The organism is Brevibacterium sp. CSND-B09 (assembly GCF_052906525.1).
Genome location: NZ_JBREGI010000001.1, coordinates 1,317,153 through 1,341,901 on the forward strand (window position 1 = coordinate 1,317,153; position 24,749 = coordinate 1,341,901).

At 62.0% G+C, this 24,749-nt stretch carries 18 protein-coding genes; 16 read left to right on the forward strand and 2 right to left on the reverse strand.

The genetic code is table 11. The features are described 5' to 3' along the window. The first annotated feature begins 156 nt into the window (after window positions 1-156). The 6 genes from ACU4IU_RS06135 to ACU4IU_RS06160 all read left to right on the forward strand — a co-directional run bounded on the left by ACU4IU_RS06135 (window position 157) and on the right by ACU4IU_RS06160 (window position 9,981). Window positions 157-2,049 carry a glycosyltransferase family protein gene (locus tag ACU4IU_RS06135; RefSeq protein ID WP_446656168.1) on the forward strand — a complete coding sequence of 631 codons (1,893 nt, stop codon included), beginning with the start codon at window positions 157-159 and terminating at the stop codon, window positions 2,047-2,049. Between the two features lie 298 nt (window positions 2,050-2,347). Then, window positions 2,348-2,791 (forward strand): hypothetical protein, encoded by a 444-nt coding sequence (locus ACU4IU_RS06140; RefSeq protein WP_446656169.1) that lies wholly within the window; start codon window positions 2,348-2,350, stop codon window positions 2,789-2,791. Window positions 2,792-3,517: 726 nt separating this feature from the next. Next, on the forward strand, window positions 3,518-4,741 hold the full coding sequence (locus ACU4IU_RS06145; RefSeq protein WP_446656170.1) for a hypothetical protein: 1,224 nt from the start codon (window positions 3,518-3,520) through the stop codon (window positions 4,739-4,741). Further along, entirely contained in the window at window positions 4,738-5,406 is a 669-nt protein-coding gene (locus tag ACU4IU_RS06150; protein ID WP_446656171.1) for a hypothetical protein, read from the forward strand. The genes ACU4IU_RS06145 and ACU4IU_RS06150 overlap by 4 nt, the downstream gene beginning before the upstream one ends. After that, window positions 5,403-5,798 carry a hypothetical protein gene (locus tag ACU4IU_RS06155; protein ID WP_446656172.1) on the forward strand — a complete coding sequence of 132 codons (396 nt, stop codon included), beginning with the start codon at window positions 5,403-5,405 and terminating at the stop codon, window positions 5,796-5,798. Before ACU4IU_RS06150 ends, ACU4IU_RS06155 begins: the two co-directional genes overlap by 4 nt. Window positions 5,799-5,886: 88 nt before the next feature. Further along, the gene (locus tag ACU4IU_RS06160) at window positions 5,887-9,981 is read left to right on the forward strand and encodes a glycosyltransferase (protein ID WP_446656173.1); all 4,095 of its coding nucleotides are present in this window, start codon (window positions 5,887-5,889) and stop codon (window positions 9,979-9,981) included. 26 nt (window positions 9,982-10,007) lie between these two features. Here the strand turns inward: ACU4IU_RS06160 and wecB are convergent, their stop codons facing one another. Continuing rightward, the gene (wecB, locus tag ACU4IU_RS06165; RefSeq protein WP_446656174.1) at window positions 10,008-11,162 is read right to left on the reverse strand and encodes a non-hydrolyzing UDP-N-acetylglucosamine 2-epimerase; all 1,155 of its coding nucleotides are present in this window, start codon (window positions 11,160-11,162) and stop codon (window positions 10,008-10,010) included. 300 nt (window positions 11,163-11,462) lie between these two features. Here wecB and wecC point away from each other — a divergent pair, with 300 nt between their 5' ends. The 8 genes from wecC (at window position 11,463) to ACU4IU_RS06205 (ending at window position 19,960) form a co-directional block, all read left to right on the forward strand. Beyond that, window positions 11,463-12,722 (forward strand): UDP-N-acetyl-D-mannosamine dehydrogenase, encoded by a 1,260-nt coding sequence (gene wecC / locus ACU4IU_RS06170; RefSeq protein ID WP_446656175.1) that lies wholly within the window; start codon window positions 11,463-11,465, stop codon window positions 12,720-12,722. Window positions 12,723-13,002: 280 nt separating this feature from the next. Then, the gene (locus tag ACU4IU_RS06175; RefSeq protein WP_446656176.1) at window positions 13,003-14,346 is read left to right on the forward strand and encodes an enolase C-terminal domain-like protein; all 1,344 of its coding nucleotides are present in this window, start codon (window positions 13,003-13,005) and stop codon (window positions 14,344-14,346) included. A 66-nt stretch (window positions 14,347-14,412) separates the two neighbouring features. Then, a complete protein-coding gene (locus ACU4IU_RS06180; protein ID WP_446656177.1) occupies window positions 14,413-15,807 on the forward strand; it encodes a sugar porter family MFS transporter in 1,395 nt (464 codons plus the stop codon). A gap of 11 nt (window positions 15,808-15,818) precedes the next feature. Next, window positions 15,819-16,235 carry an RbsD/FucU family protein gene (locus ACU4IU_RS06185; RefSeq protein ID WP_446656178.1) on the forward strand — a complete coding sequence of 139 codons (417 nt, stop codon included), beginning with the start codon at window positions 15,819-15,821 and terminating at the stop codon, window positions 16,233-16,235. Then, window positions 16,232-17,134: an amidohydrolase family protein gene (locus tag ACU4IU_RS06190; RefSeq protein ID WP_446656179.1), complete on the forward strand. Its 903-nt coding sequence runs from the start codon at window positions 16,232-16,234 to the stop codon at window positions 17,132-17,134. Before ACU4IU_RS06185 ends, ACU4IU_RS06190 begins: the two co-directional genes overlap by 4 nt. Further along, entirely contained in the window at window positions 17,131-18,123 is a 993-nt protein-coding gene (locus tag ACU4IU_RS06195; RefSeq protein ID WP_446656180.1) for an aldo/keto reductase, read from the forward strand. Before ACU4IU_RS06190 ends, ACU4IU_RS06195 begins: the two co-directional genes overlap by 4 nt. Before the next feature lie 104 nt (window positions 18,124-18,227). Next, complete coding sequence (locus ACU4IU_RS06200) at window positions 18,228-19,109, forward strand: fumarylacetoacetate hydrolase family protein (protein ID WP_446656181.1); 882 nt, start codon at window positions 18,228-18,230, stop codon at window positions 19,107-19,109. 89 nt (window positions 19,110-19,198) lie between these two features. Next, window positions 19,199-19,960, forward strand: coding sequence for an SDR family NAD(P)-dependent oxidoreductase (locus ACU4IU_RS06205; protein ID WP_446656182.1), 762 nt, complete (start codon window positions 19,199-19,201; stop codon window positions 19,958-19,960). 106 nt (window positions 19,961-20,066) lie between these two features. On the opposite strand, the gene ACU4IU_RS06210 is transcribed toward ACU4IU_RS06205, so the two are convergent. Then, complete coding sequence (locus ACU4IU_RS06210; RefSeq protein ID WP_446656183.1) at window positions 20,067-20,801, reverse strand: FadR/GntR family transcriptional regulator; 735 nt, start codon at window positions 20,799-20,801, stop codon at window positions 20,067-20,069. Between the two features lie 330 nt (window positions 20,802-21,131). Here ACU4IU_RS06210 and ACU4IU_RS06215 point away from each other — a divergent pair, with 330 nt between their 5' ends. Together ACU4IU_RS06215 and nhaC are read left to right on the forward strand one after the other, a co-directional pair. Continuing rightward, the gene (locus ACU4IU_RS06215; protein WP_446656184.1) at window positions 21,132-22,556 is read left to right on the forward strand and encodes an alpha-L-fucosidase; all 1,425 of its coding nucleotides are present in this window, start codon (window positions 21,132-21,134) and stop codon (window positions 22,554-22,556) included. A 4-nt stretch (window positions 22,557-22,560) separates the two neighbouring features. Continuing rightward, entirely contained in the window at window positions 22,561-24,105 is a 1,545-nt protein-coding gene (gene nhaC, locus ACU4IU_RS06220) for a Na+/H+ antiporter NhaC (protein WP_446656185.1), read from the forward strand. The last annotated feature ends 644 nt before the right edge of the window (window positions 24,106-24,749 follow it).

Sequence of the window (24,749 nt, forward strand, 5' to 3'; positions counted from 1 at the left end):
CAACCTCGGTGACATGCACCGATGCAGACTCGCCGAGCCACGTTCAACTTCCCGATTGTACTATTGGGCCTGACAGGTTTTATACAGAAGGACCGATGCGAACATTAAGAATCGGTTGCAATCCTGGCTGCTTGGCCGCCGCTGAGAGGACTCCCCGTGCCCCGACTGCCACTTCGCACTCTGAGAACCGCTCTGTGGCATCTGCGCAAGGGCGGAATCTCCCAGGTGACGAAATGGCGTCGCCGCCGGACCGTCGCTCAAGGTGCAGCGGAGACTTCGGCCGCGGTGGCCACCGGCAGTCTTTCCGCCGAAGTCCTCGCCGAGCTGTTCCCGCCGCTGCCGCTGTCGCAGCGCACTCCCGTCTTCGACCAACTGCAGGTCGGTGTCATCCTCGATGAGTTCTCTGCCGAGAGCTTCGGTTTCGAATGGTCGACCGGGGCCCTGTCTCCGACCGGGTGGGCTGAGGAGCTCGACGGTCTCGACTTCGTCTTTCTCGAATCGGCGTGGAACGGCAATGCCGGGCAGTGGAAGTTCAAACTCACGGGCCCGTCCGGTCCCAGCGCTGAGGTCACCGACCTGCTGGCCGAATGCCGTCGCCGCGGAATTCCGACGGTCTTTTGGAACAAAGAGGATCCCCCGCACTTCGAGGACTTCCTGCCGTTGGCCGGTCTCTGCGATGTCGTGTTCACCAGCGACATCCGGCTAGTGCCTGAATATCAGTCGAGGCTCGGCCACGACCGTGTCGCGGCTCTGCCGTTCGCGGCCCAACCGGCGATCCACAACCCGTCCCGGCCCTCACGCAACGTCGCCGCTCGTGACATCGCTTTCGCGGGCATGTACTTCGCCCACAAATATCCCGAGCGTCGGGCTCAGATGGATCTGCTGCTCGGTGCCGCCGAGTCTGTCTCGGGGCGGATGCAGCACGGGCTGGAAATCTTCTCCCGTTTTCTCGGCGATGACGAGCGCTACCAGTTCCCCGGGACCTTGGCCAAGCGGGTCGTCGGGTCGCTGCCCTACCGGAACCTGCTCACCGCTTATAAGCACTTCAAGGTCTTCCTCAACGTCAACTCCGTAAACGACTCCCCCAGCATGTGCGCCAGGAGAATCTTCGAGATCACGGCCGCCGGCACTCCTGTCGTCACCACGCCCAGCGCGGCGACCCGGGAGTTCTTCCCCGCCGAGGAGGTGCCGCAGCCGGAGACGAAGGAGGAGGCCGAATGGACGCTACGTGCCTATGTGCGCAGTCCCGAGCTCAGGGACCGCAGTGTGCATCTGGCGCAGCGGCGCATCTGGGCCGAGCACACGTACACTCACCGGGCGATGACGGTGATGGATTCCTTAGGGCTCGACTATGCCCGGCCGTTCCCGACCTCGGTGTCGGCGGTCGTGTCGACGAATCGACCGGACCACCTCGGCGAGGTGTTGGCCACGCATGCCGCTCAGCTGCATTCAGACAAGGAGCTTGTGCTCGTTGCGCACGGTTTCGACGTGCCCACGGATCTGCGCGCCCGGGCGGCGAGCGCGGGCATCGAGCATCTGCAGATTGTTCAGGTGGGTTCTGACCAGCCCTTGGGTGTCTGCCTCAACCGGGGAGTCGAGGCGGCGTCCGGGGAGGTCATTGCGAAGATGGACGATGATGATGTCTATGGGGCGCACTACCTCGGCGATCAGCTGGCCGCGCTGCGCTATTCGGATGCCGATCTCGTCGGCAAACAGGCTCACTACCTGCATATGCGCGCACGCGATCTCGTCATCTGCCGGTTCCCCGAGCGGGAGCATCGGTTCACCGACCTCGTCATGGGTCCGACATTGATGACGCGTCGATCGACGCTGGTAGACAATCCGTTCGCCGATCGCACCCTCGGTGAGGACACCGAGCTGCAGCACCGCCTCATCTCCTCCGGGGCTCGAATTTATTCGGCCGACCGGTTCAACTTCGTCCAGGTCCGCGGCGAGCATGCGCACACGTGGAGTATCGATGACTATCTGCTGTTGGCGAATGGGGATGTCCACGCGTTCGGTTATGCACCGGGGCACTACTGTTTCTAACACGCAATTCAAGGCTCCTAAACAGTGACGGATCGTGCGTCCCGAGCGTGTGTGATAGACTCCAGCAGGTCATTCTTTGAACATTTAGTAGCGGAACGATCAAGTCGGCCCGATCGACAAAGTTCCGCACATACACTGATCAGGATTCCCCGCAGGCACGTGTCCCGACACTGTCCTCAGGGGAATGCGCCGCCGAGGTCATCGGCACCGGAATCACGCGGCGGCGACCGTGTATCCAACCCGGTGTACCGACTGGAGAACGCAGCATATGAATTCCCGAGACCGTTGGGGCTATCGCGTGACCTTGACAGCAGCCGTTGCCCTGGCCGTGGCAGCAGGATTGACCGCCGCATTCGGCTTCTGGGTCGCGACAGCGATCGCGATCGGACTGTGGTTGGCCGTCGTGCCCCTGCTCATCCATCTGCAGACGCGCATTGTCAATGCCGGTACCCGCGCGATGCGTGATTCTCTTGCCCGCCGCAACGTGGCCGCCGTTGATGACGCTGCGCTGATCAGCCGTTTGGACGCGCTCACCCAGGATCTCGCCGTCCTCCGCGCCACAGCCGCCGCGGAGCCGACGCAGAACGAGGTTCAGGCAGATCTGATTCAGCTGGCTCACACACTGCGCCGAGAGGTGCGACTGCTGCAGTACGCGATCTCGATCGCCGACGAATCATCGGTCTCCGACGAGCCCTCCGACGGGGCGTCGGGCGAGTACCGCGCTATCCCCGCGCAACAGTGATCGTCGCACAACCAACGACCACGCCTCAGATCGGCAGCGGCGCACAGAGCATCTCTCACTCCGCTTTGTCGGTGGACTTCAGCTCAGAAACGCTGGAACACCACCCGCTGACAGAGGCCAGCCCGCTATACGTACGTTTCGTCTCCGCTGATGGGGATGAAACCGAGTTCCGTCCCGGTGCCCGACGACAGCAAGTACTCACGGAACTGCGCCGGGCAGTGTCCGCCGAACTCCACTTCCCCAGAGTCGAGCACGTCCTCGCCGAAGCGTCGTCCGTCGGAGAGCCAGCCCTACGCGCCTGGGCAATGGCTCTCACCGCAGCCGAACTAGGACTCACCGGTCCCGTCGACATAGCGCCCACACCGAATCAGCGCTCAGCGCGATCCAACGCTCCATCCTCGTCCGAGCTCTCCGCCGAGAATTGCCGCATCATCGCCGAACAGACAGTCACAGCCGTCCAATCGGTGCAGGCGGCCGCGGCAACATGTTCGGGAGCCGATGCGCTTGCTGTTGAGAGCTTCCTCGGCGAGGCAGTCCAGGACGCGGCCTTCGCCTACTCGCGCGGCGGCACGGTGCGGCAACGGCTCTGCGACGTGCTGACCTTCTCGGGAGCGGATTTCGATTTCCCGTGGCCGCTCATCCGTGGGGCGGCGGAGTCACTGGCTATCCTCTACAACTTCGCCCCATTTCAAGACACCGGATCGACCGTTGCCTCGAAACGACTCCGTGCCTTCGCTGAAATCATTCGATGTCATCTCCTGTTCTTTCCTCCAGAACAAGAAGCAGGACCCCACGGTCGATGCGATCTCACGCCCCTACGTCTGCTCCAAGGAACTGCTGCCTCTTTCGCCGTCGTGGGCGACGTGGGGGCCGTTCCGGGCGTTCGCCACTCGGGCCGCACGCTCGGCCTCGGCCCGTATCAACAACGGAGCGCGGTATCGGCGTCTCTACACTCGTGCGATGTGGGCACCCTCGCTCTATGCGGGCATCCAGGTCAAACTCGATCATCCCGAACTGTTCTGGACTGCGGAGTTCTCCGATCCTCTGTCATTGGACGTCGAGGGATCGCAGCGCGGAGGACCCATCGCGCGTGACGATTTCAGCATTCCGCTCATTGAACGCTTGGAGTCGGACTTTGGCCCGCTGAGCGAGGCGGACCTGACGATCCTCCGGTTCGCCGAGCTGCTCGTCTACGGCTACGCGGATGGGATCGTCTTCACCAATGCCCACCAGAAGATGATCATGATCGAGACCATCGAACAGCCCGAGCTGCGTGAGCGAGTGGAGAGGATCTCCACCGTCGCTCACCATCCCACGCTGAGTTCCGGGTACTACGAGATCGAAACCACCGACTACTCCGTCGATGACAACCATATTCACTTGGGCTACTTCGGTGAGTTCTACACGGCGCGGGGAATCACCGAGATCACCGACGCCCTCCGAGCGCTCCCGGAACACATTCGAGACCGCGTCCGGCTGCATATCTTCACCAACTACATCCCCGAGGCGGCCGGAGGAACAAAGCCGGCCAGCTTCTCGCGCAAGCAGTTCGATCTCCTTGTCAACAGAACGCTGGAAGGCGTCGGCGCCACCGATCTCGACGAGAACATCGTCTTCAACAATTCGCTGCCGTTCCTGCAGTTCCTCGCTGTCTCTCAGGCGCTTGACTACCTCATCGTCACCGATGCCAGCTCGGGGGCGGGACATCCGATCAACCCCTATCTCCCATCGAAGTGGAGTGACTACAAAGGCTCGACCGCCAAGGTGTGGGCATTGGTCGAAGAAGGCAGCGTCTTGTCATCAATGGACCTCGACGTGCGCTCCCCGATCGGAGACGCTCACGCGGCCAGGTCAGTTCTCTGGTCCTTGGTCGCCGACCGGTTTGGAGATGAGGCAGATCTCGCCGAGCCGAAGCCAGAATCCGAATCGGTCGAGGAGGATCAGGCATGAGCAACGTCGAGGGCCCACCGGACAATCGCAGCATCGTCCTCGCCGCCATCGGTCGTGCTTCGACGCCTGAGGTGGCGAAATTCGACGGCGGACCGAGCCTCGGGGCCCTGACCCGGACGACTGTGAGCATTGCTCCGGGCTCTGTTTTGTTGGTCGGTGTGGATGATTCGAAGGCCGTCATCAGGCGCCATCACCCTATCGTGATCGGGGTGCCGGGAATGCTGATCGAGCAGGCGTCGCAGACGACGATCGACACCCTCGTCATCGACTCTGCGGCGTTCGACTGCGGACCGTGGATCGATGCCGACGATCATCAGTCACGTCATCTGGCCGAGGAGCTGTTCGAGGCCGCACGGATCCTGCGCTCACGCGGAGGTCAGTGTTGGCTGCTCCCCCGAGCCGCCGCTGGCGGTTCGATGCTCGCGCGACTCCGCTCGACAGCGACAGCAGACTTCGGAGACCTCCCTGTCGCCGAATACGAGGAAGGAGCGACTCAATCGCCCTTGTGGACGGCACTGGTCGAGCTTGTGAATAAGCGATTTCCCGACGCCTGCCACCACACTTCACTTCAATACCCTGCACCCCAGCACTCGGCGCTTCAATCGGATCGGAAAGATGCCATGTCCTCTCCCCATGTCTCCTCACGTACGGTGAGAACCCGATGATCCGTCCCAAGTCAGTGTTGGTGGCCGCCGACATCGCCTATGAGGCCGATCTCGGTGGGCGAGCCTGGGTCGATTCGATGGTGTCAACGCTCACCGAACGCGACTGGACGGTCCATGTCCTTGTGCGGGAGACCGATAGTATTGATCGTTTTGCGGCGCTCACCGCGCATGGTGCTCGCATCATCGTGCCCGACGACCTCGACCCTCATCACCATGATGAGCACGGACTCCTGCCGAGGTACCGGGCGAGGGCGATCGTCTCCACTGCCGAAGAGCTCGACACCGATCTGGTTCTCGTCCAGGGAGCGACACTTTGCCGCTACGTTGCCGGCTCGGGACGGCTCGACAGTCGCCTGTGGACGGTCCCTTTGAAATCGTCCTTCTTCCAGTGATGGGTTCTCACCGGAGGAACTCGCAGATCTCGCGAAGGTCGTGGGGCCGTCCGCTCGAATCCTCGTCAACGATGAGCTCCAGCGGTCCATGTTGGACTCGGAGTTTCCCGCTGCATCGTCGAAGGTGCGTCTGCTTCCGTACCCCCAGAGTCCTCGGGCTTCGATCGCTCCGGCCGAACTGGCCGACTTCTCACCCGAAGGATTCGACTCCGTGGATCTCCACATCATCGAGTCCCTGTTCTCGTCTGCCGATGCCGATGGTCTCGTGTCGCTCGGGGAACGGTGGCGGAACCAGCGGTGGATTCCGCGCGCACTGATCCACCGTTCCACGGATCCTGGCGATACGACCGAAATCATCCGAGCTCTTCCCGGAGCGGTGCAGGCAACGAGTTCGCCGAGTGGCGGCAGACTCCTGCTTCCCCGCGCCGAGGCGGCCCGACGATTCGGTCTGCTCATCGCCGAGGAGACCGGCTGCGTTCCCATCGACCTCCCGATCTGTGAGGTCGACACCTCTGCGACTGTCGAGACGACGCATCGTTCGGCTGACCGCCCCAACCCGTTCGACGAAGCCTCCGTCGAACCGGTCGCTGAGGAATCTGCAGAGCCGGTCAAACTGGTGATCGCCGGCAGCGACTTCAAGTTCGCGGGGGATCTCGTCGAATCGTTCCTCGCCGATGACAGCTTCGATGTGCGGTTCGATCTCTTCGACCACCATTCCCGCGCGCAGCCGAAGAAGAGTGAACCGTATCTGCAGTGGGCGGACATCGTCCTGTCCGAATTCGCTGTGCAGAACGCCATCTGGTATTCGCAGAACCTCGCCCCGCACCAATCGCTCATCGTTCACCTGCATGGGTTCGAGCTGCTGTCGGACTGGATCAGCGAACTCAACATCGACAATGTCACGACCATCGTGGTGGCCTCGGAGTTCTACCGGCACAAGGCTCATGAGATGCGCGGTTGGCCGCTGGACAAGATGGCGGTCATCCCGAACTCGGTCAATCACCACGACTTCATCCGCCCGAAGCACGATGACGCCCGATTCCACCTGGGCCTTGTGGGCATGGTGCCAGTGCTCAAACGCCCCGACCGAGTCCTCGACCTGCTCGAAGGTCTGCTCGAGATCGACGACCGCTACACCCTGCACATCCGCGGGCACTCTCCATGGAACTACCCGTGGGAGTGGAAGAAAGCCGCTCATCAGGATGCCTATCGGCACTTCTATGAGCGGATCGGTGCGCGCCCGAACCTGCTGAAGTCAATCGCCTTCGAACCGTTCTCGCCCGATATGGCCAACTGGCTGCGCAAGATCGGCTGGGTGCTCTCCCCCAGCAGCAGGGAAACCTTCCATCTCGCAGCCATCGAAGGCGCCATGTCAGGAGCGGTACCACTGGCCTGGGACCGTGAAGGTGCCCGCGAAATCATCGGCGACGAGTGGACCTTCTCTCATACAGCTGACGTCCTCGATTTTGTCTCTGCGAACAACGAAGACAGTAAAACGTACCGGGGCGTTGTCGATCGAGCCCACGAGTCTGCCGTGAAGTACCGTTCCGACGTCGTCGGTCGCGCGTGGCGGCAGTTGGCGGTGTCCGCTCACCGGTCAACAGGGTCCGCTCCTTTCACCGATGTTCCACGTGGGATAGCCGGAGCAGTCTTCCAGCAGACAGATGCTCTGGTCCGGATCGGGGACTTCGACGAGGCCAAAGGCGTTCTGGACCGGCATCTCTCGATCACCAAGAACGACACTTCTCAGCTGAAGTCCCTGGAGATGTTCGTCCGCGGGCTGCTCGTCCTCGACTCACGACGCACGGAGCTCGTCCCACGCGCCGAGGCCCAGACGTCTGTGCTTTCGACCACCCCCGATGACCGCTATGTTCGCGTGTCTGCAGGAAGCGATGCTGCAGGCTCGATCCTCATCGATCCCCAGTTCGTCACGGTCGGGATCGAGGTCGTCCCGTTCGCGTACACGGGCGGGTCCGAGAATTCGGGCCGTCAGGACGCCGCACTTCGGCCTGCACCTGTTCCGGCCCAAGAGGGTCCGACCTATGCCAGATCCGTGGTGACGGATGTGCTGTATGAGCTCGTCGATTTTCGGATTGCGGTCGGCGGACAGCTCCGCTTCGATCGTTGGGTCGAGATCGTCGCGGCCGAAATCGGACAGAAGCTGGATGCTGCTTCAAGCTGCGACCTCTTCATCGATGCTCCCTGGCATGTAGCCCTGCCCGCAGCCATTGCCGCGGGCCGCGCTGGTGTCTCCTACGTGTGGATGCCGCCGCAGACCGATACGGAGCCACTCCTGTCCGAAGTCCTTGCTCATCCCTATTCCGGCAACGTCATCGCTCAGCTCGTCGGGACTCTTGTCTCGAGCGCAACGGCCGTCATTGACTCCGACGCTCGTGACAACGAAACAGCAACGGTCTCAACGGCAGTTTCGCAGCAAACGGCGAAGACGATTCCGAACCGTGTCCTGGCTACCGCGCCTCAGCTCAGTCGCCTCAGCATCCTCGGCGATCGTCCCAACGCCATCATTGATGCCCGCACGTTTGCAGACATTCGGGATCTCAAGGACACCACGCATCTGCAGAGGCCGGTCGGTGCTCTGAATATCACTCGGCCGCGGATCTCGCTCGACCATGCGGCACCACGCTTGGCGTTGCTCGGCGACCGGGATTTCGTCCACCGGCTGGCATCCCTCGCACCGCGAATCCGAGCCACGCCTCTTACGTCGGTCGAAGAACTCAGTCCCGGTGTCGATGCTCTCATCGTCGATTCGAGCGTGTTCGAGGATCTGCAGGCTATTCCGGGACGAGGGACTGCCGTTGCACGGGTGAGGGCGTTGTACGACCGGTGTCGGTCACTGGGTATCACCGGCATCTTCAATGCCTCCGATCTGGTCGGCGGAGACACCGCTGCGGTGCAGATGGCGGAGAAGGCCGACGCCGTCACGGGAACTCGCGCACTGCTGACGGTCGGGCTGATGGCCAGGAATCCGAATTCGATTACCCGGCTGGCATCCGAAACGCTCGACAGCGCCGATGGCGATCACGTGCTCTCCGTGCTTGCCGCTGTCGGTGTGGCCACCGACCCGTCAAGAACCGTCCACAAAGAGTCTCCGGAACCCTCTGGGGTGCAAACCATCGAGGATCCGGGTCTGTTGCCCAAGGTGAGTGCCGGCGAGCTACACTCGTTGGCCAAGGAGCTTCGCTCGTTGAAGGTCGACGATTCCGACGGCGTTTCCGCGATCCTCGCTACCCGCTTTGGCGCCCAACGACTTCCGACACTCTTCGCCTCCGTTGCGGCACAGTCGATCCATCCGTCCAAGCTGGAACTGCTCGTCGTTCTCAACGGCCCGGAGGACGGATCTGATGCCGTCGTCGAGGAGTTCGCTCGCAGCAATCCCCGATTGGGGGTTCGGCTCCTGCGGTCTCCTGTCGAAGGAGTAGCCGAGGCACGCAACCTCGGAATCGAGGCTTCGTCCATGGACTACGTGACCTTCATCGATGACGACGATGAACTCGAACCCAATTATCTGCTCAATATGTGGCTTTCAGCGGACCCGACCGCCATCGTCGCAGCACCTCTGCGGGATGTCACGGCCACAGGGGAATCGCGGATTGATCTGCCCAATAACCGTCGTCTGGCGAGTACCGGTGGACGCCGCATGCCGCTGACCAACGCGCACGGTCTGCTCGGACTCAACGCGTGCAAGCTCATTCCCACACATGTGGTGAAGCAGCTGCACTATCCGACCGGTCTGCACAGCGGTGAGGACGTGGCGTTCATGAGCCAACTGCTGCTGCATGGGCTTGACCTGATCCCAGCTGATTTCGCACCTGGCTCGACCTATGTCCGGCATCTCCGGCCCGATTCGGTGTCCCGCCGGGCACTCACCCGTGACTTCGCGGTCGATCAGCGGCTCGCTGTGATCACCCGGCTCGAAGAAGTCAGAGCCGGCGCAGACAGGGCAGTAAGCAATTGCGTCCGGGCTCTGCAGCTCGATCAGCTCGGATTCGTGTCTCGCTATGTCAGCGAGAACCCGGCTGAGGGCGAATCGGTCATTCGGCAGGTCCTCGCAACAGGGATTCCCGCCGCCCATATCCAGATTCGACACCCAGGGCTCTACGGTCTCGCACAGCAGGTCAGCAGCAACTCACCGGTGCTGTCTGCGGCGACGCCGGGACCCTGAGTTCGGTCCCGAACCGCGCTGGTAGGTCAGGCCGTCTGGTCGGAGAAGTCGGCGATTCGGCTGCCGACGCCCAGAAGCTCTGCGATGGCATGAACCGAGCGTTCCGCGGCTCGACCGTCACCGTAGGGGTTGACGGCGCGAGCCATCGCTTCATAGGCGGACGCGTCGTTGAACAGTCGCGCCACCTCGGTGACGATTTTTGTTTTGTCCGTCCCGACAAGCTTGACCGAGCCGGCCACGACCGCCTCGGGGCGTTCGGTGTTCTCCCGCATGACGAGGACCGGTTTGCCGAGGCTCGGGGCTTCTTCCTGGATACCGCCTGAGTCGGTGAGGACAACGTCGGAGGCGGCCATGACGGTGGTGAACTCGCCGTAGGACAGCGGCTCTGTGACGAGCACATTGTCGAGCGTCTCAACACGAGGCAACACTGCTTCGCGCACCAATGGATTCCGGTGGGCAGGGAGCAGAACTAGCAGTTCGGGGCGTGCTGCGGCCAGCTCTGCCAGCGCATCGCCGATGTTTTCCATCGATGAGCCGAGATTCTCCCGGCGGTGGGTCGTCACCAGCAGTTTCGGGCGGTCGGTGGCGACATAGTCGGCGACGACCGGATCGGTGGGAGCGACGTTCATCTCGACGGCGATGTGGAGGGCGTCGATGACGGTGTTGCCGGTGACGACGATGTCGGCGGGGTCGATGCTCTCGGCGAGCAGGTTGTCCCGCGAGCGTGCGGTCGGTGCCAGGTGGAGCGCGGAGACCTGGCTGGTCAGCTTCCTGTTGGCCTCCTCAGGGAAGGGACTGAAGAGGTTGCCTGAGCGCAGTCCTGCCTCGAGATGGATGACACGAATTCCCCGGTTGAAGGCGGCGATGGAGGCACCCATGACGGTGGTGGTGTCACCTTGGACGAGCACTGCGGCAGGAGCTTCTTCGGCCAGCACTGCGTCGAGTTCTCCGATGACGCGGGAAGCGATGCCGTTGAGTGTCTGCCCTTGCGCCATGATGTTGAGGTCCACGTCGGGGACGATTCCGAACAGGTCGTTAACCTGGTCGAGCATCTCTCGGTGCTGCGCCGTGACGACAGTGCGGGAGCGCAGGGTCGAACTCGATTCGATCGCCCGGATGAGGGGAGCCACCTTGATGGCTTCCGGCCTGGTGCCGAAAACGGTGAGGACTGTGGGGGTCACGCACAAACTCCTGGTCGGGAGAACCGCGGGGCCGCCTCGGCGGGTGGAGTTCTCAAATCAAATACCGGTGAGGGTAATGGCATGCAACTCTGGTAACCTAGCCCATACCGTCTCGGTTTATCTCATCATATACGGTCCGTAGCCACGGATCGAATCAGCGATCCTTCACATTTCGTTCATCTAAAGTTGCCGAAGAGATCACGTCTGTGGTGACAATGTGAGTCATCGTGGTCCAGTCGCCTCGAGTCCGCCTGGGGTAACATCAGAAGTCGTTCAGCAAGAGTTTGGAGCCCCACGCACATGCCGCCCACCGCCACTTCGCAACGTCCCTCAGTCGCCGTCATCGGTCTTGGCTACATCGGCCTTCCGACCGCAGCGGTTTTGGCCAGTTCCGGCGCGGAGGTGGTGGGTGTCGACATCAACGCCGATGCTGTGGCGACGATCAATGAAGGCAAGGTCCCGTTCGTCGAACCGGATATGGCGACCACGGTGGCGGGTGTCGTGTCTCAGGGATATCTGCGGGCGACGACCGAGACCCCACATGCGGACAACTACATCGTCGCGGTGCCCACGCCATTCAAGGACGGGCACGAGCCGGATCTGTCGTTCATCGAAACCGCGGGTAAGCAGATCGCCCCGCTGCTCGAGGGCAATGAGCTCATCATTCTCGAGTCGACCTCGCCTCCCGGGGCCACGGAGTTCCTCGCCGAGACGATTCTGGCTGCTCGACCGGATCTTTCGCTCAAGTCCGGCAGTGCGCAGACGATCTACTTCGCTCACTGCCCCGAGCGTGTGCTGCCAGGTCGCATCATGATCGAACTGCGCACGAACGACCGCATCGTCGGCACGCTCAACGGCAATGCCGGCGAACGGGCTCGTGACCTCTATGAGCTGTTCTGTGAGGGCGAATTCCTCATGACCGATGCGCGCACCGCGGAGATGGCGAAGCTGACCGAGAACGCCTACCGCGACGTCAACATTGCTTTTGCCAATGAGCTGTCGGTGATCTCCGACGGGCTCGACATCAACGTGTGGGAGCTCATCAAGCTCGCCAACCACCACCCGCGGGTCAACATCCTGCAGCCCGGCCCCGGCGTGGGCGGCCACTGCATCGCCGTTGACCCATGGTTCATCGTTGCCACTGCGCCGGACCAGTCATCGCTCATTCGCACCGCCCGCGAGGTCAATGATGCGAAGCCCGGGTATGTGCTCGACAAACTGCTCCCCCAGGCGCGGCGTATCCAGGATGTGCAGATTGCCGCTCTTGGGCTGGCGTTCAAGCCGAACATCGATGATCTGCGCGAGAGTCCTGCCCGGCAGATTGTCGGTCAGCTTGCCGACGAGCTCCCTCAGGCCAACATCATGGCCGTCGAGCCGAACATCGACCGGCTGCCAGCGGAACTCGCGGAGCGCTCGAATGTCACTCTCACCGAGGTCAACGAGGCTATTCGTGCTGCCGACATCGTGCTGCTGCTGGTCGACCACAACGAGTTCACCCGGATCGACCGGACCCTGCTCACGCAGAAGATCGTCCACGATACGCGTGGCGTGTGGGGGTAACCGCAGCCTTCTGCCTCTTCTTGTTCGGCCCGCCTCGGAGACCTCTCCGGGAGCGGGCCGAATCCATTCCGATCGCATTGACATCGGATGAAACACGAGAGAGTCGCCAGGTTGGTGCGAGAATCGGCCGAAATTCGTTGCGGTCGACACCTTGACCGATGAAACATAGGATGTCTAGACTGCAAAAGAGGAAATCGGATGAGATTTCATCGAGAAAATCTCCATTTCTCGAGCAACACATCCGATCTATAGTTTTCTGCTGTGCCCGAGAAAGGGAATCATGTCTCAGATATCCGAGGTCGAGGTCATCGACCTGCGCTTCCCCACTTCACTGAGCCTCGACGGCTCCGACGCGATGAACCCCGACCCTGATTATTCAGCGGCGTACCTCATCGTGACGACGGACGCAGCGCCGGCGGATTCCGGGCACGGGTTCGTCTTCACCATCGGTCGCGGCAACGATATCCAGACCGAAGCCATCCGGGTCATCGCCGAAACCCTCATCGGACGTGATGTCGAAGCGATCATCGACGACATGGGCGGCTTCTGGAAGGAACTCGTCCATGACTCACAGATGCGTTGGCTCGGCCCGGAGAAGGGCGTCAGTCACATGGCGATCGGCGCCGTCGTCAACGCCATGTGGGATCTCAAGGCCAAGCGCGCCGGCATGCCGCTGTGGGAGCTGCTGGGCTCGATGAACCCGCAGGAACTCCTCAACCTCGTCGATCTGCGTTACCTCAGCGATTTCATGACCGCCGACGATGCCCTGGCGATCCTGCAGAAGGCCGAATCCGGCAAGGCTACACGCATACAGGAGCTGCGCGACCGGGGCTATATGGCCTACACCACCTCTCCCGGCTGGCTCGGCTACTCCGACGAGAAACTCGCTAGGCTCTGCCGCGAGGCCCTCGACGAAGGCTTCGAACAGATCAAGCTCAAGGTCGGGGCCAATCGCAACGATGACATCCGACGACTGCGCATCGCCCGGGACATCTGCGGTGAGGGTTTCCCCATCGCCATCGACGCGAACCAGCACTGGGATTCCGCCGAGGCCGTCGACTGGATCGGTGATCTGGCCGAGTTCGATCTGCGCTGGGTCGAGGAACCGACCTCGCCCGATGATGTCCTCGCTCACTCCTACATCCAGAAGCACATCTCGCCGACCCCGGTGGCCACCGGTGAGCACTGCCAGAACCGCATCCTGTTCAAGCAGTTCCTGCAGGCCGACGCCCTGCGCGTGATGCAGATCGACGCAACCCGCGTTGCCGGAGTCAACGAAAACATCGCCAATCTTCTCCTCGCCGCCCATGCTGGAGTCCCCGTCTGCCCGCACGCCGGCGGAGTCGGCCTCTGCGAACTCGTCCAGCACATGTCGATGTTCGACTTCGTCGCCGTCTCGGGTTCGATGGACGATCGCTGCATCGAGTTCGTCGACCACCTGCACGAACACTTCGTCACACCGGTAGATGTCCGCTCCGGACGCTACTGGGCCCCCTCGGCACCAGGCACCGGAGCCGAGATCAAACCCGAGACGCTCCACGCCTTCGCCTTCCCGGAAGGACCGAAATGGACGGAGCTGACCGATACCGCAGGTGCGACGTCACTCGACGCGGCGTCCGCCTGAGCACGCGCTCGGACCTTCAGGTATCCACTACACAACCCAAACTCTCCGCATGACAGGAACGACGACGTGACTGAATCATCTGACACCGCTGTTGACATGGCTCGCGACCATTCGAAGGAACCGATTCCCGGCAAGGTCATCCTCATCGCAGTCCTCGCCGGGTTCTCCGGACTGCTCTACGGCTACGACTCGGGAGCAATCTCCGGGGCGCTACCGCTCCTCATCGATCAGATGGGCCTCAACGTCGGCGAACAGGGACTTATCACCTCGTTGCTCCTGTGGGGCGCCCTGCCATCGATCATCGGTGCCACGATCGCTGCCAGGCGCTTCGACCGTCGCCACCTCCTCATCGTGGCAGCCGTCATCTTCCTCATCGGCTCGCTCGCCTGCGCCATCGCACCCAACCCGGTGGTGCTCGGCGCCGCTCGATTCTTCCTCGGCCTGGGCGTCGGCATTGCGAACATGTTCGGGCTGATCTATCTGTCCGAGCTCTCCCCCACGCGAATCCGCGGTCTCCTCACCGGCCTCTACCAGCTGGCCGTGAACTTCGGAATCCTCGCCGCCTACATCGTCGGCGACGCCTTCCAGACCTCGGGACGGTGGGAATGGATCCTCGGCATCGGAGCCCTGCCCGCCGTCATCTTCCTCATCGGCATGGCACTCGCCCCAGCCAGCCCCCGCTGGCTGATCACCCGCGGCCGTGACGACGATGCGAGAAAGGTGCTCAGCTCCCTGCGCGGCACCGAAGAGATCGCCCGCTTGGAATTCAACGACATCAAGGCCAGCCTCGCCCAGCAGGAAGGCGGCATCGGCATGGTCATGCGCTCAGCGCGCCGACCGATGATCGTCCTCCTCATCCTCACCTTCTTCCAGGTATTCACCGGCATCAACGCTGTCGTCTACTACGCACCGATCATCTTCGCGGAGTCCGGCATGGGCGCCAACGCAGGAGCCTATGCGAACTACGGCGTCGGCATCGCCCTCGTCGCCTCCACCGCCATCGCCCTACCCATCATCGACAAGCTCGGGCGCGTCAAGCTGCTCGCAATCTCGATGATCGGTCAGGCCATCGCAATGATCGGACTCTGGCTGCTGCCCGACGCAGGATGGATCAGCATCTTCGCGGTCTTCGTCTACACCTTCGCCTTCGGCATCGGCATGGGACCGGTCTTCTGGCTCCTCGTCCCCGAGGTCCTTCCCCTATCGATCCGCGCCATCGGCACCGGAATCATCACCTTCGCCCAGTACCTGTTCAATGCGATCTTCTCCTGGGCCTTCCCCGTCGCCCTCGACGCCATAGGATCGATCGTGTTCTTCATCTTCGCGCTGCTGTCGGCGGCCGCTCTGTGGTTCGTCCTCGCGCGGGTGCCCGAAACATCGAACAAATCTCTCGAAGAGATCGAGGCCTACTGGCGGACCGAACGAGCCGCCAAGCACTCCCAGTCCTCGACCCAGAACTGAGCGGAGGCTCCATGCTCACCACACCGATCACTCACCCGGAGCTGCTAGGGGCACTCGCGCGGTGCGGCCACGGATCGAAGATCCTGCTTGCCGACGGCAACTATCCACACGTCACCGGCGTGCCCGCCACCGCCGAACGCATCGGACTGAACGTCACACCCGGTCTGCTCACGGTCGACCAGATCCTGGCCCCGCTGAGCCGGACGCTGACGGTCGAATCCTGCGAGTATATGCTCACCGCTGACTCGTCGAAGGCACCCGCTCTCACCGGCTACGAAGAGATTCTGCCCGGTGTCTCCTTCACCGGTCACGAGCGCTTCGCCTTCTACGACGCCGCACGCGAACCCGACGTCGCCGTCGTCATCGCCACCGGTGACGAACGCCAGTACGCTAACCTCCTGCTCACCGTAGGGGTCGTCACCGCATGAGTACACCCGCACCGCCCGTCGTCGACGCGCATCTGCACCTGTGGGACAGGAACAGTCTCGACTACCCGTGGATGGCAGAGATTCCTCAGCTGCCGCAGACCAGTCTGCCCGAGGAGATTCCGTCGTCGACGATCGGAGCCGTCGTCATCGAGGCCGGTGCACGTGAGGACCAGACCACCGCCGAGGTGGAATGGCTGACCGAGCTGTCCCACCGGTTCCCAGCCATCTGGGGACTCGTGGCGGCCGTCGACCTCAACGACCTCCACCTCGGCGAGGTGCTTGCGAAACTAGGCGAGAATCCACTCGTCGTGGGCGTACGGTGCAATCTCGAAGGCCGTCCCCTCGGTGATCTCGAGCTCGCGTCGTCACCGGTGGCTCCGATGCTGAGGGACGGAATCATCACTGTCCTCGAGGCGGGGCTGACATTCGACATCTGCGTCCGCAGCGCCCAGCTGCCGGAACTCTCCCGGTTCCTGGTCTCGATTGTTGAGGCCCGCGGTTCAGCCGCCGGACTCGTCATCGACCACCTCGGCAAACCCTTGCCTGACGGTCCGATCTCCGATCGCGAGAGCTGGGCCCAGTCGATGCGAAACCTTGCCAATCTGCCCGGACTGCACGTGAAATTCTCCGGGCTGCCAGGGCAGATCACCGGCCCTGTCGATGTCGCCCGCGCACATGAACTCGTCCGCGACTTTCTCGAGATGATCGAGGTGTTCGGGGCACAGCGGACGATGCTCGGCACCGACCATCCAGTCTCCACCCTCGCTCACGGCCTCACGGCCTCCGAGTGGATGGACGCAGTCAACTCAGAGTTCCGCAAGCGACTCACCGCCGACGAGGCGGCCGCGGTCAGCGGCGGAACCGCCACCGAATTCTATGGATTGAGGAATCGATCATGACCATCAAGAACCCTGTCGTCCGCCGACTGCACGACCAGCGCAACCTCGGCTTCGGCGGAGCGCCGATCGGGAACCTCTACCGGAGCATCGACGATCAAACAGCCGTCGGAGCCGTCACGGAGGCCTGGGATCAGGGCATCCGCTACTTCGACACCGCTCCCCACTACGGTCTCGGACTCAGTGAGCGCCGCCTCGGCGAGGTTCTGTCCGACCGCCCGCGAGACGAGTTCCTGCTTTCAACGAAAGTCGGACGTCTGATCCGTCCGGCTGACCTGCCGCGCGAGCTCGATGACGAGGGCTTCGCGGTGCCCGGAGACCGGGTGCGCGTGCGCGACTACTCCCGTGACGGCATACGACGCTCTATCGAAGAATCCCTCGAACGGCTGGGCCTGGAGAAGATCGACATCGTCTTTATCCATGACCCCGACGACTTTTGGACCGAAGCGATCGACGGGGCAGTACCCATGCTCAATCAGCTCCGGGACGAAGGCGTCATCGGAGCCTGGGGCGCGGGGATGAACCAGGCCGAGATGCTCGCCCGCTTTGTCCGCGAGACCGATATCGACCTCGTCATGCAGGCCGGCCGCTACACGCTGCTCGAACAGGGTGGACGTGAAGATCTCATCCCCGAGTGCGAGCGCCGCGGCGTGGGAGTCGTCAACGTCGGCGTCTTCAACTCGGGCATCCTCGCCAACGAGGATCCGCTCGCGCAGGCGAAGTACAACTACGAGGAGGCCCCGGCCCCAATCGTGGAGAAGGCTCAGAAGCTCGCAGAACTCGCGGCCGCGCACGACACGACGCTTCCGGCAGCAGCGCTGGCATTCAGCTACCGAGACCCGGCCGTCACAAATGTGACCGTGGGCATGCGCACTGCCGAACAGGTCCGCCGCAACACGGAGCTCTTCCGGCAGCCGGTGCCCGATGCTTTCTGGGCCGACGCCGTCGCGGCCGGGCTGCTCGCCGTCGACCCGAAGTCATTCGGCGAATGAGTGCCTAGGTCCGTACCGGACATGGTTGGCGCTTGTCCGCCCACCCCCACAGCAAGAGACCGAGTCTTGGGTCCCATCAAAACACCCGCAGAAGGAGATACCCCATGGAGTTCATGAGAATCGGCGCACGCGATCAGGAGACGCCTGTCGTTCGCGTCGGCGACGACCACTTCGACATCAGCAGCGTTGTCAGTGATATCGACCCGGCGTTCTGGGCCGACGGGTCCGCACGTGTGGCACGGGCCCTCGAAGCGGGAAGCCTGCCGAAGGTCCATATCGAGGGCCAGCGCATCGGTGCCCCGATCACCCGCCCGTCCGCAGTGATCTGCATCGGCCAGAACTATGTCGAGCATGCGGCCGAGTCCGGTGACCCGGCCCCTGAACAACCCATCATCTTCTTCAAGACACCGAACACGATCACCGGTCCGTATGACGCGATCGGCATCCCGCCGCGGGCGAAGAAGTTCGACTGGGAGGTCGAGCTGGGAATCGTCATCGGCAAGCAGGCCGCCTACCTCGAAAGCCGGGAGGAAGCCCTGGACGTGATCGGCGGATACCTCGCCGCAAACGACCTGTCCGAGCGTGACTACCAGTCGGTCCACTCGGGCGGACAGTGGTCGAAGGGCAAGTGCGTGAAGGACTCCATGCCGCTCGGGCCGGTCCTCGTGACCGCGGATTCCATCGACGCTCACGATCTTTCGCTCGCCAGCTGGGTCAACGGCGAACCGCGCCAGGGATCATCGACCTCGGACATGATCTTCCCTGTCGAGGACATCGTCTTCCGCCTCTCCCAGTACATGCAGCTCGAACCCGGCGACATCATCTCCACGGGAACCCCGAAGGGCGTGGCCCTATCAGGAAAGTACCCCTACCTGGTCCCCGGCGATGTGTCCGAGGTCGAGATCGAAGGACTCGGCCGACAGCGCCAGGAATTCTTCCAAGTCGAGGTTCCGGCCGGAGTCGGCGCCGACCTGCTCCTGGGCTGAGCAGACAGGGTCGGCCAACTCGGCCGAAGTTCCTCGACGTACACGTCTCGACGCACACGGATCACAACTATTAAGAAAGCCGAAATGAAATGAGCACATCAGAAGAATTCGCCGGACTGACCGCGATCGTCACGGGAGGAGCCTCAGGCATCGGCAAATCCGTCACCGAGCTGCTGTTGGAGTCCGGAGCGAACGTCGCTGTCCTCGACCTCAACCCTGACGGCGCCCCGAACGGTGCTCTCGGCCTGCAGTGCGATGTCTCTGACCGCACCTCAGTCGAGGCCGCCGTCGATGCCGCTGCCACCGAATACGGCGGAATCGACATCGTCATCAACAACGCGGGAATCGGTGCTCAGGGCCAGGTCAATGCGAACGACGATGCCGAGTGGAACAGGGTCCTCAACGTCAACGTCGTCTCCGTCGCCCGCGTCACCGCTGCGGCACTGCCGTACCTGCGCAAGTCGGAGCACGCCGCCGTTGTGAACACCTCGTCGATCGCTGCCACTGCCGGACTGCCCGAGCGAGTGCTCTACTCCGCAACCAAGGGCGCCATCTACTCGATGACCCTGGCCATGGCAGCCGACCACGTCCGCGAAGGCATCCGTGTCAACGCAGTGTGCCCGGGCACCGCGAACACCCCGTGGGTGATGGGTGGCCTGATGTCGAAGGCGGAAAACCCCGAGGAAGAGCTGCGTCAGCTCAATGCCCGGCAGCCGCACGGTCGACTCGTCGAGCCGGTGGAAGTGGCCCGTTCCATTGCCTTCTTGGCCAGTCCCCTGCAGGGCTCGACGACCGGCTCCACGCTGGCCGTCGACGGAGGTATGCAGGGGTTGCGACTGCGCGCCGAATGAGTTGTTTAAAACGCCGAGGCGGCTGTGGGCGGGAACAACGATTCTCCGCGCACAGCCGCCTCGGCGTTTGTTATTCGTTAGATGTCAGATCAACCGATTCGGGTGATCAGTCGCCTGACGTTGGTGGGTTCTGGGTGATATCGGCATCGGCGCCGATGGCATCCTCATCGTCGACGTCGACATGATCGACCCAGCGCTGCACTCCGGTGACGTGCAGAACCATGATCGATTGGGCCAGACGTGCGTCACCGGCGGCGAGCGCATCGATGATTGCGCGATGCTCGCTCAGCGTCTTCTCCACTGCTCCGTCTTCGCTCATTCCTCGCCATGTCCTGGCCCGTGTGGTCTTTACCGAGACCGCTTCGAGCATCGCTGCCAAGTAGTCATTGCCCGCATAGCGGGCGATCGTGGAATGGAACTCGAAGTCCTGTGCGACCAACGACTCGATCGAAGTCGGGTCGGTGTCAGCGATCGTGGCTCGGAGCTCATCAAGGCCGGTCTCGTCGATGAGTGAGGCCGCACGATAGGCGGTTTCAGCTTCGAAGATGCGCCGAACCTCGAGAATCTCCCGCAGAGACCCCGACGCGTGGACGTCGACGAGAAACGACACTGCTTCGACCATGTCCTCGGCTGCGAGGGAAGTGACATAGGTGCCGGAGCCGCGTCTGACGTCGAGGACGTTGATGAAGTCGAGGGCCTTCACCGCCTCTCGCAGTGAGTTGCGGGAGAGGCCGAGCCGTTCGGAGAGTTCGACCTCCGGCGGGAGGCGGTCCCCTGGCCCGAGCTCACCGCTGACGATGAGGGCTTTGATCTTCTCGAGTGCGTCGTCCGTCAGTGCCATGGCCCCAACCTAATACACCTTCTGTCTGTTCTCGCCGTCGTCGCATTCAGATAGCTCAGCCAGCCGCACACCATTCACCAACAACACATGGGATGTCTCTGTCGATCTTACACATTCAAGCCTGCACCCGATAGTGGAGAAAGTGATGAAAACGGCGCATATCCGCGCAGACGCAGATTCATTGACCAAGAGCAACAAGGTGTTATAGATTACAAACATCGGATCATTTGGTGTTGTTCAAGGATGCAGCTGCCTGATCCGCCCCTGCCCCTAAAGCGCAATGCGTTCGTGAAACTCAGCGCATCTGAGCCAGAAAAGAAGAGGAGCCGAATGTCCCGGGAGACAGACAGCGGATTCAGCAATCAGATTCCAAGGAGCTGGGAAGAGCTAGATGCCCGAGAACTGCCTGATTGGTACGGAAAGGCGAAGTTCGGCATCTTCGTCCATTGGGGCGTCTTCTCGGTACCAGCTTGGCGGACCCTCAACGATGAACAATTCGGTTCTTACGCTGAGTGGTATTACGCAAGTGTCTACGGGTCCTACCGCAATGCTGATCCCTCATTCCATCAGGCAATGTATCCGGGCAAAAGTTACCGTGACTTTGCTGCCGACTTCGGCGCGGAGCTCTTCGACCCGCAGGCCTGGGCACAACTGTTTGCTCGCGCCGGCGCAAGGTACGTCGTCCTGACCTCCAAGCACCACGACGGATACTGCCTGTGGCCGACCGCAAACAGGAACAAGCGAAACTGGAATTCCGCTGATGTCGGCCCCCAACGGGACCTGGTCGGTGACCTCACCACAGCGGTTCGCGAAGCGGGTCTGAAGATGGGACTCTACTATTCGATTCCTGAGTGGGAAACCCATCAGTCTCACCGGGTTGATGACGGCTACTTCATCCCTCAGGAAGACGCTGAAAAGCACGGCATAGACCCGGCTGAATATCCGCGCGAGATCTTGCATCAGCAATGGGTTGAGCTCAACGAAAACTACGCCCCGTCGGTCATCTACACCGATGGTGGCGAATGGGACTTTGACGAGGCCTACACAGATACCCGCAAGATGCTCTCGTGGCTTTACGAGAAAGCACCGAACGGCAGCGAAGTGGTTGTCAACGACCGCATCCACCGGGGCATGCCGGGCGTCCATGGAGACATCTACAGCACGGAATACCAAGACATCGAAGGCTTCGGCACGGACCACCCGTGGGAGGAAAGCCGCGGAATCGGAGGATCCTACGGCTTCAATCGCGCAGAATCAGCCGAGGACTATTCAAGTGCTGCGGAGCTGATCGCGATGCTCGTACGCACGGTAGCTGGCGGAGGCAATTTCTTGCTCAACGTCGGTCCGACCGCGGATGGGCGCATCGCCGCAATCCAACAGGAGCGGCTGCTCCAAATCGGACGATGGATGGAGACGAACGGCGAGTCCATCTACGAATCTTCGCCGACCTCGGATCTGGTCTCGTCCGATGATGGTGTCTTCGTCACCAAGCGTCCTGGTGCACGGTACGTGACGATAATTGGGCGGCCGGAACGCCTGAGACTGAGGCTCAACGAATCGTTGACTGTGCTCGGGTGGGAGCTGCTCGGCGATGCCGAAGGAGTCGCCAGCCAGCTGCTCGACGTCAACAGCGGGGACTCAAAACAAGGGTCGGGCGAGCACGTCTCCATCCGACTCACCGAGGCAATCAGAACACCGACACCGCTGACGACAGATCTGCCCATTGTCATCAAGCTGCAGATTGACGGTGAGTGATCTTATGCGCAAGCAAATCAATTCCTCTGGTGATACGGGCCCTGTTGGCGAGAAGAAGGCGAGGATTCCGAACCTCGCGTTAGCGGTGTCGCCGATCGTAGTCATGCTTGTGGTCATAATCGGCGGTGTGACCGTACTCGACATCAGAGTCGAAGTCCTGCTGATGATCGCAGCCGCGTACGCCGCACTTCTCTCCATTTGGCTCGGTCATAGTTGGAAGGAAATAGAAGACGCGCTAGTCACGCAATTCTCCAAGGCGTTCCCGGCTATCCTCATTGTCCTATGCGTCGGCGTAGTGATCGGGTCTTGGGTGGCCAGCGGCACAATTCCGCTGCTCGTGTATTTCGGAGTCGAAGCGATCAGCCCGAAATTCATCATTGTCACCGCCTTCCTGGTCACGCTTATCTTGTCCGTCGCAACTGGTACCTCTTGGGGCTCAGTGGGCACCGTTGGGGCGGCCTTCATCGGTGTGGCCACCGCGATGGGGGCTCCATTGCCTGCAGTCGCCGGAGCCTTGGTCTCCGGCGCATACTTCGGCGACAAGATGTCCCCACTATCCGACAGCACGAACTTGTCTGCCGTGGCGGCTGGAGTCAATTTGTACAAACATATCCAGCACTTGTTGTGGACCACGGGCCCCGGCGCGATTGTCTGCGTCATCGTTTACACGATCGCGGGTTTCTGGTATTCGGACAGAGCACCTGCCGAAGTCCACACAATGGATAAGTTCCTTCACCAGTTGCAGGAGCTCTTCCACATGAGCATGCCGTTCGGTTTGCTGCTGCTGATCCCGGTGGTCATCATCGTCGTAGGGTCATTGATGCGGATGCCGACGGTGCCTGTGATGCTGGCCTCTGCCGCATCTGCATCACTGCTGGCAGTCTTCGGTCAAGGCTTCTCTCTAAAAGACACTGCGCTCTCGATGATGTCGGGATTCACGATGGACATGTTCTCGACCAGTCAGAACTCCAGCGTCGATGTGGGCTCACTTTCTGAAGCTATCCCCACGCTGCTCGAAAGAGGCGGAATGGAGTCGATGACGACGATCTTCCTTGTTGTCGTATGTGCTTTCGCGTTCGTCGCCGCGTTGACTGTGTCCGGTTCACTCGACGTTGTCATGAGCGCGTTGATGAAGGTTGTCCATTCGAACGGCCAGCTCATCGCAGTCACCGTCGCGGGCGGAGTTCTGCTCATCGCCGCCACCGGCACATCGACGGTCTCGTTCCTGATTCTGGGTGGAATGCTCCGCCATGAATACATCCGACGCGGCCTTGAAGCTCGGAATCTCGGCCGCACGATGGAAGACGCCGTCACCGTCGTGGAACCGATCCTCCCCTGGACCCTGGCAGGTGTATTCATGGCTTCCGCATTGGGAGTTCCCACACTCGAATATGCACCGTGGGCAGTTCTCTGTTACTCCGGCGTGTTCTTTGCGTTGCTATGGGGATTCACCGGTTTCGCAGTCTCGAAGATCACCAAGAAGAGCGATGACTACGAAGAGTATCAAGAGATCAAGGAGAAAGTCGCCAGGGAGAACGCAGCGACCTAGGGCGTATCTCCTATATTGACCATTCCAGGACTGGCGCGATCTGCCTCGTGAGCACTTCGGCCCCTGGCAGACGGCATGGAAACGCCACCACCGCTACGCCGTCTACGGCACCCGGGACCGAGTGCTGGCCCGGGAATGCCGTCTACGGTAAGGGTCGACCGCTGGTTGTGGTGGTCACTGGCGGGCAGCGTCACGACGGGGTGATTCTGCCGCAGGTCTTGGCCGACATTAGAGCGCCACGGGCTGGTGGCGGTCGTGCTCGCACACGCCCACACGCGGTTCTGGCTGAACGGGTTTACGGGTTCAATGCCAATCGCGACCATCTGCGTTCGCGTGGCATTCGGGCGATGACTCCGGACAAGAGTGATCAGATCGTGACAGCGGCCGTCCCAATCCGATCCGGGTCTGCAACCCGAGCGCACGACCCAGTCCAGGCTGCGCGAGCCTCGTTCTGACCCTCGTCAGCCTGAGTTTCGTTCGGCGGATCGCCACCTTCGTCGTCTGTGTGGACTTGGCGATCGCGGCCGTGCCCCAGCAGCCGTGGCGCTACCACTTCGGCGACCGATTCCCTGGGCGATCGCCTTCCTCACTATTTCGGTCTGCCTCATCTCGGCGCTGGGCATCGCGAGCTTGCTGAAGATCTC

Bases quoted from the DNA above. Each gene is read 5' to 3' on its own strand.
- ACU4IU_RS06215 (WP_446656184.1), top strand. From the start codon at position 21,132: ATGTCCCGGGAGACAGACAGCGGATTCAGCAATCAGATTCCAAGGAGC.
- ACU4IU_RS06155 (WP_446656172.1), top strand. From the start codon at position 5,403: ATGATCCGTCCCAAGTCAGTGTTGGTGGCCGCCGACATCGCCTATGAG.
- ACU4IU_RS06195 (WP_446656180.1), top strand. From the start codon at position 17,131: ATGACCATCAAGAACCCTGTCGTCCGCCGACTGCACGACCAGCGCAAC.
- ACU4IU_RS06190 (WP_446656179.1), top strand. From the start codon at position 16,232: ATGAGTACACCCGCACCGCCCGTCGTCGACGCGCATCTGCACCTGTGG.
- ACU4IU_RS06185 (WP_446656178.1), top strand. From the start codon at position 15,819: ATGCTCACCACACCGATCACTCACCCGGAGCTGCTAGGGGCACTCGCG.
- ACU4IU_RS06200 (WP_446656181.1), top strand. From the start codon at position 18,228: ATGGAGTTCATGAGAATCGGCGCACGCGATCAGGAGACGCCTGTCGTT.
- ACU4IU_RS06160 (WP_446656173.1), top strand. From the start codon at position 5,887: ATGTTGGACTCGGAGTTTCCCGCTGCATCGTCGAAGGTGCGTCTGCTT.
- ACU4IU_RS06210 (WP_446656183.1), bottom strand. From the start codon at position 20,801: ATGGCACTGACGGACGACGCACTCGAGAAGATCAAAGCCCTCATCGTC.
- nhaC (WP_446656185.1), top strand. From the start codon at position 22,561: ATGCGCAAGCAAATCAATTCCTCTGGTGATACGGGCCCTGTTGGCGAG.
- ACU4IU_RS06205 (WP_446656182.1), top strand. From the start codon at position 19,199: ATGAGCACATCAGAAGAATTCGCCGGACTGACCGCGATCGTCACGGGA.
- wecC (WP_446656175.1), top strand. From the start codon at position 11,463: ATGCCGCCCACCGCCACTTCGCAACGTCCCTCAGTCGCCGTCATCGGT.
- ACU4IU_RS06150 (WP_446656171.1), top strand. From the start codon at position 4,738: ATGAGCAACGTCGAGGGCCCACCGGACAATCGCAGCATCGTCCTCGCC.
- ACU4IU_RS06175 (WP_446656176.1), top strand. From the start codon at position 13,003: ATGTCTCAGATATCCGAGGTCGAGGTCATCGACCTGCGCTTCCCCACT.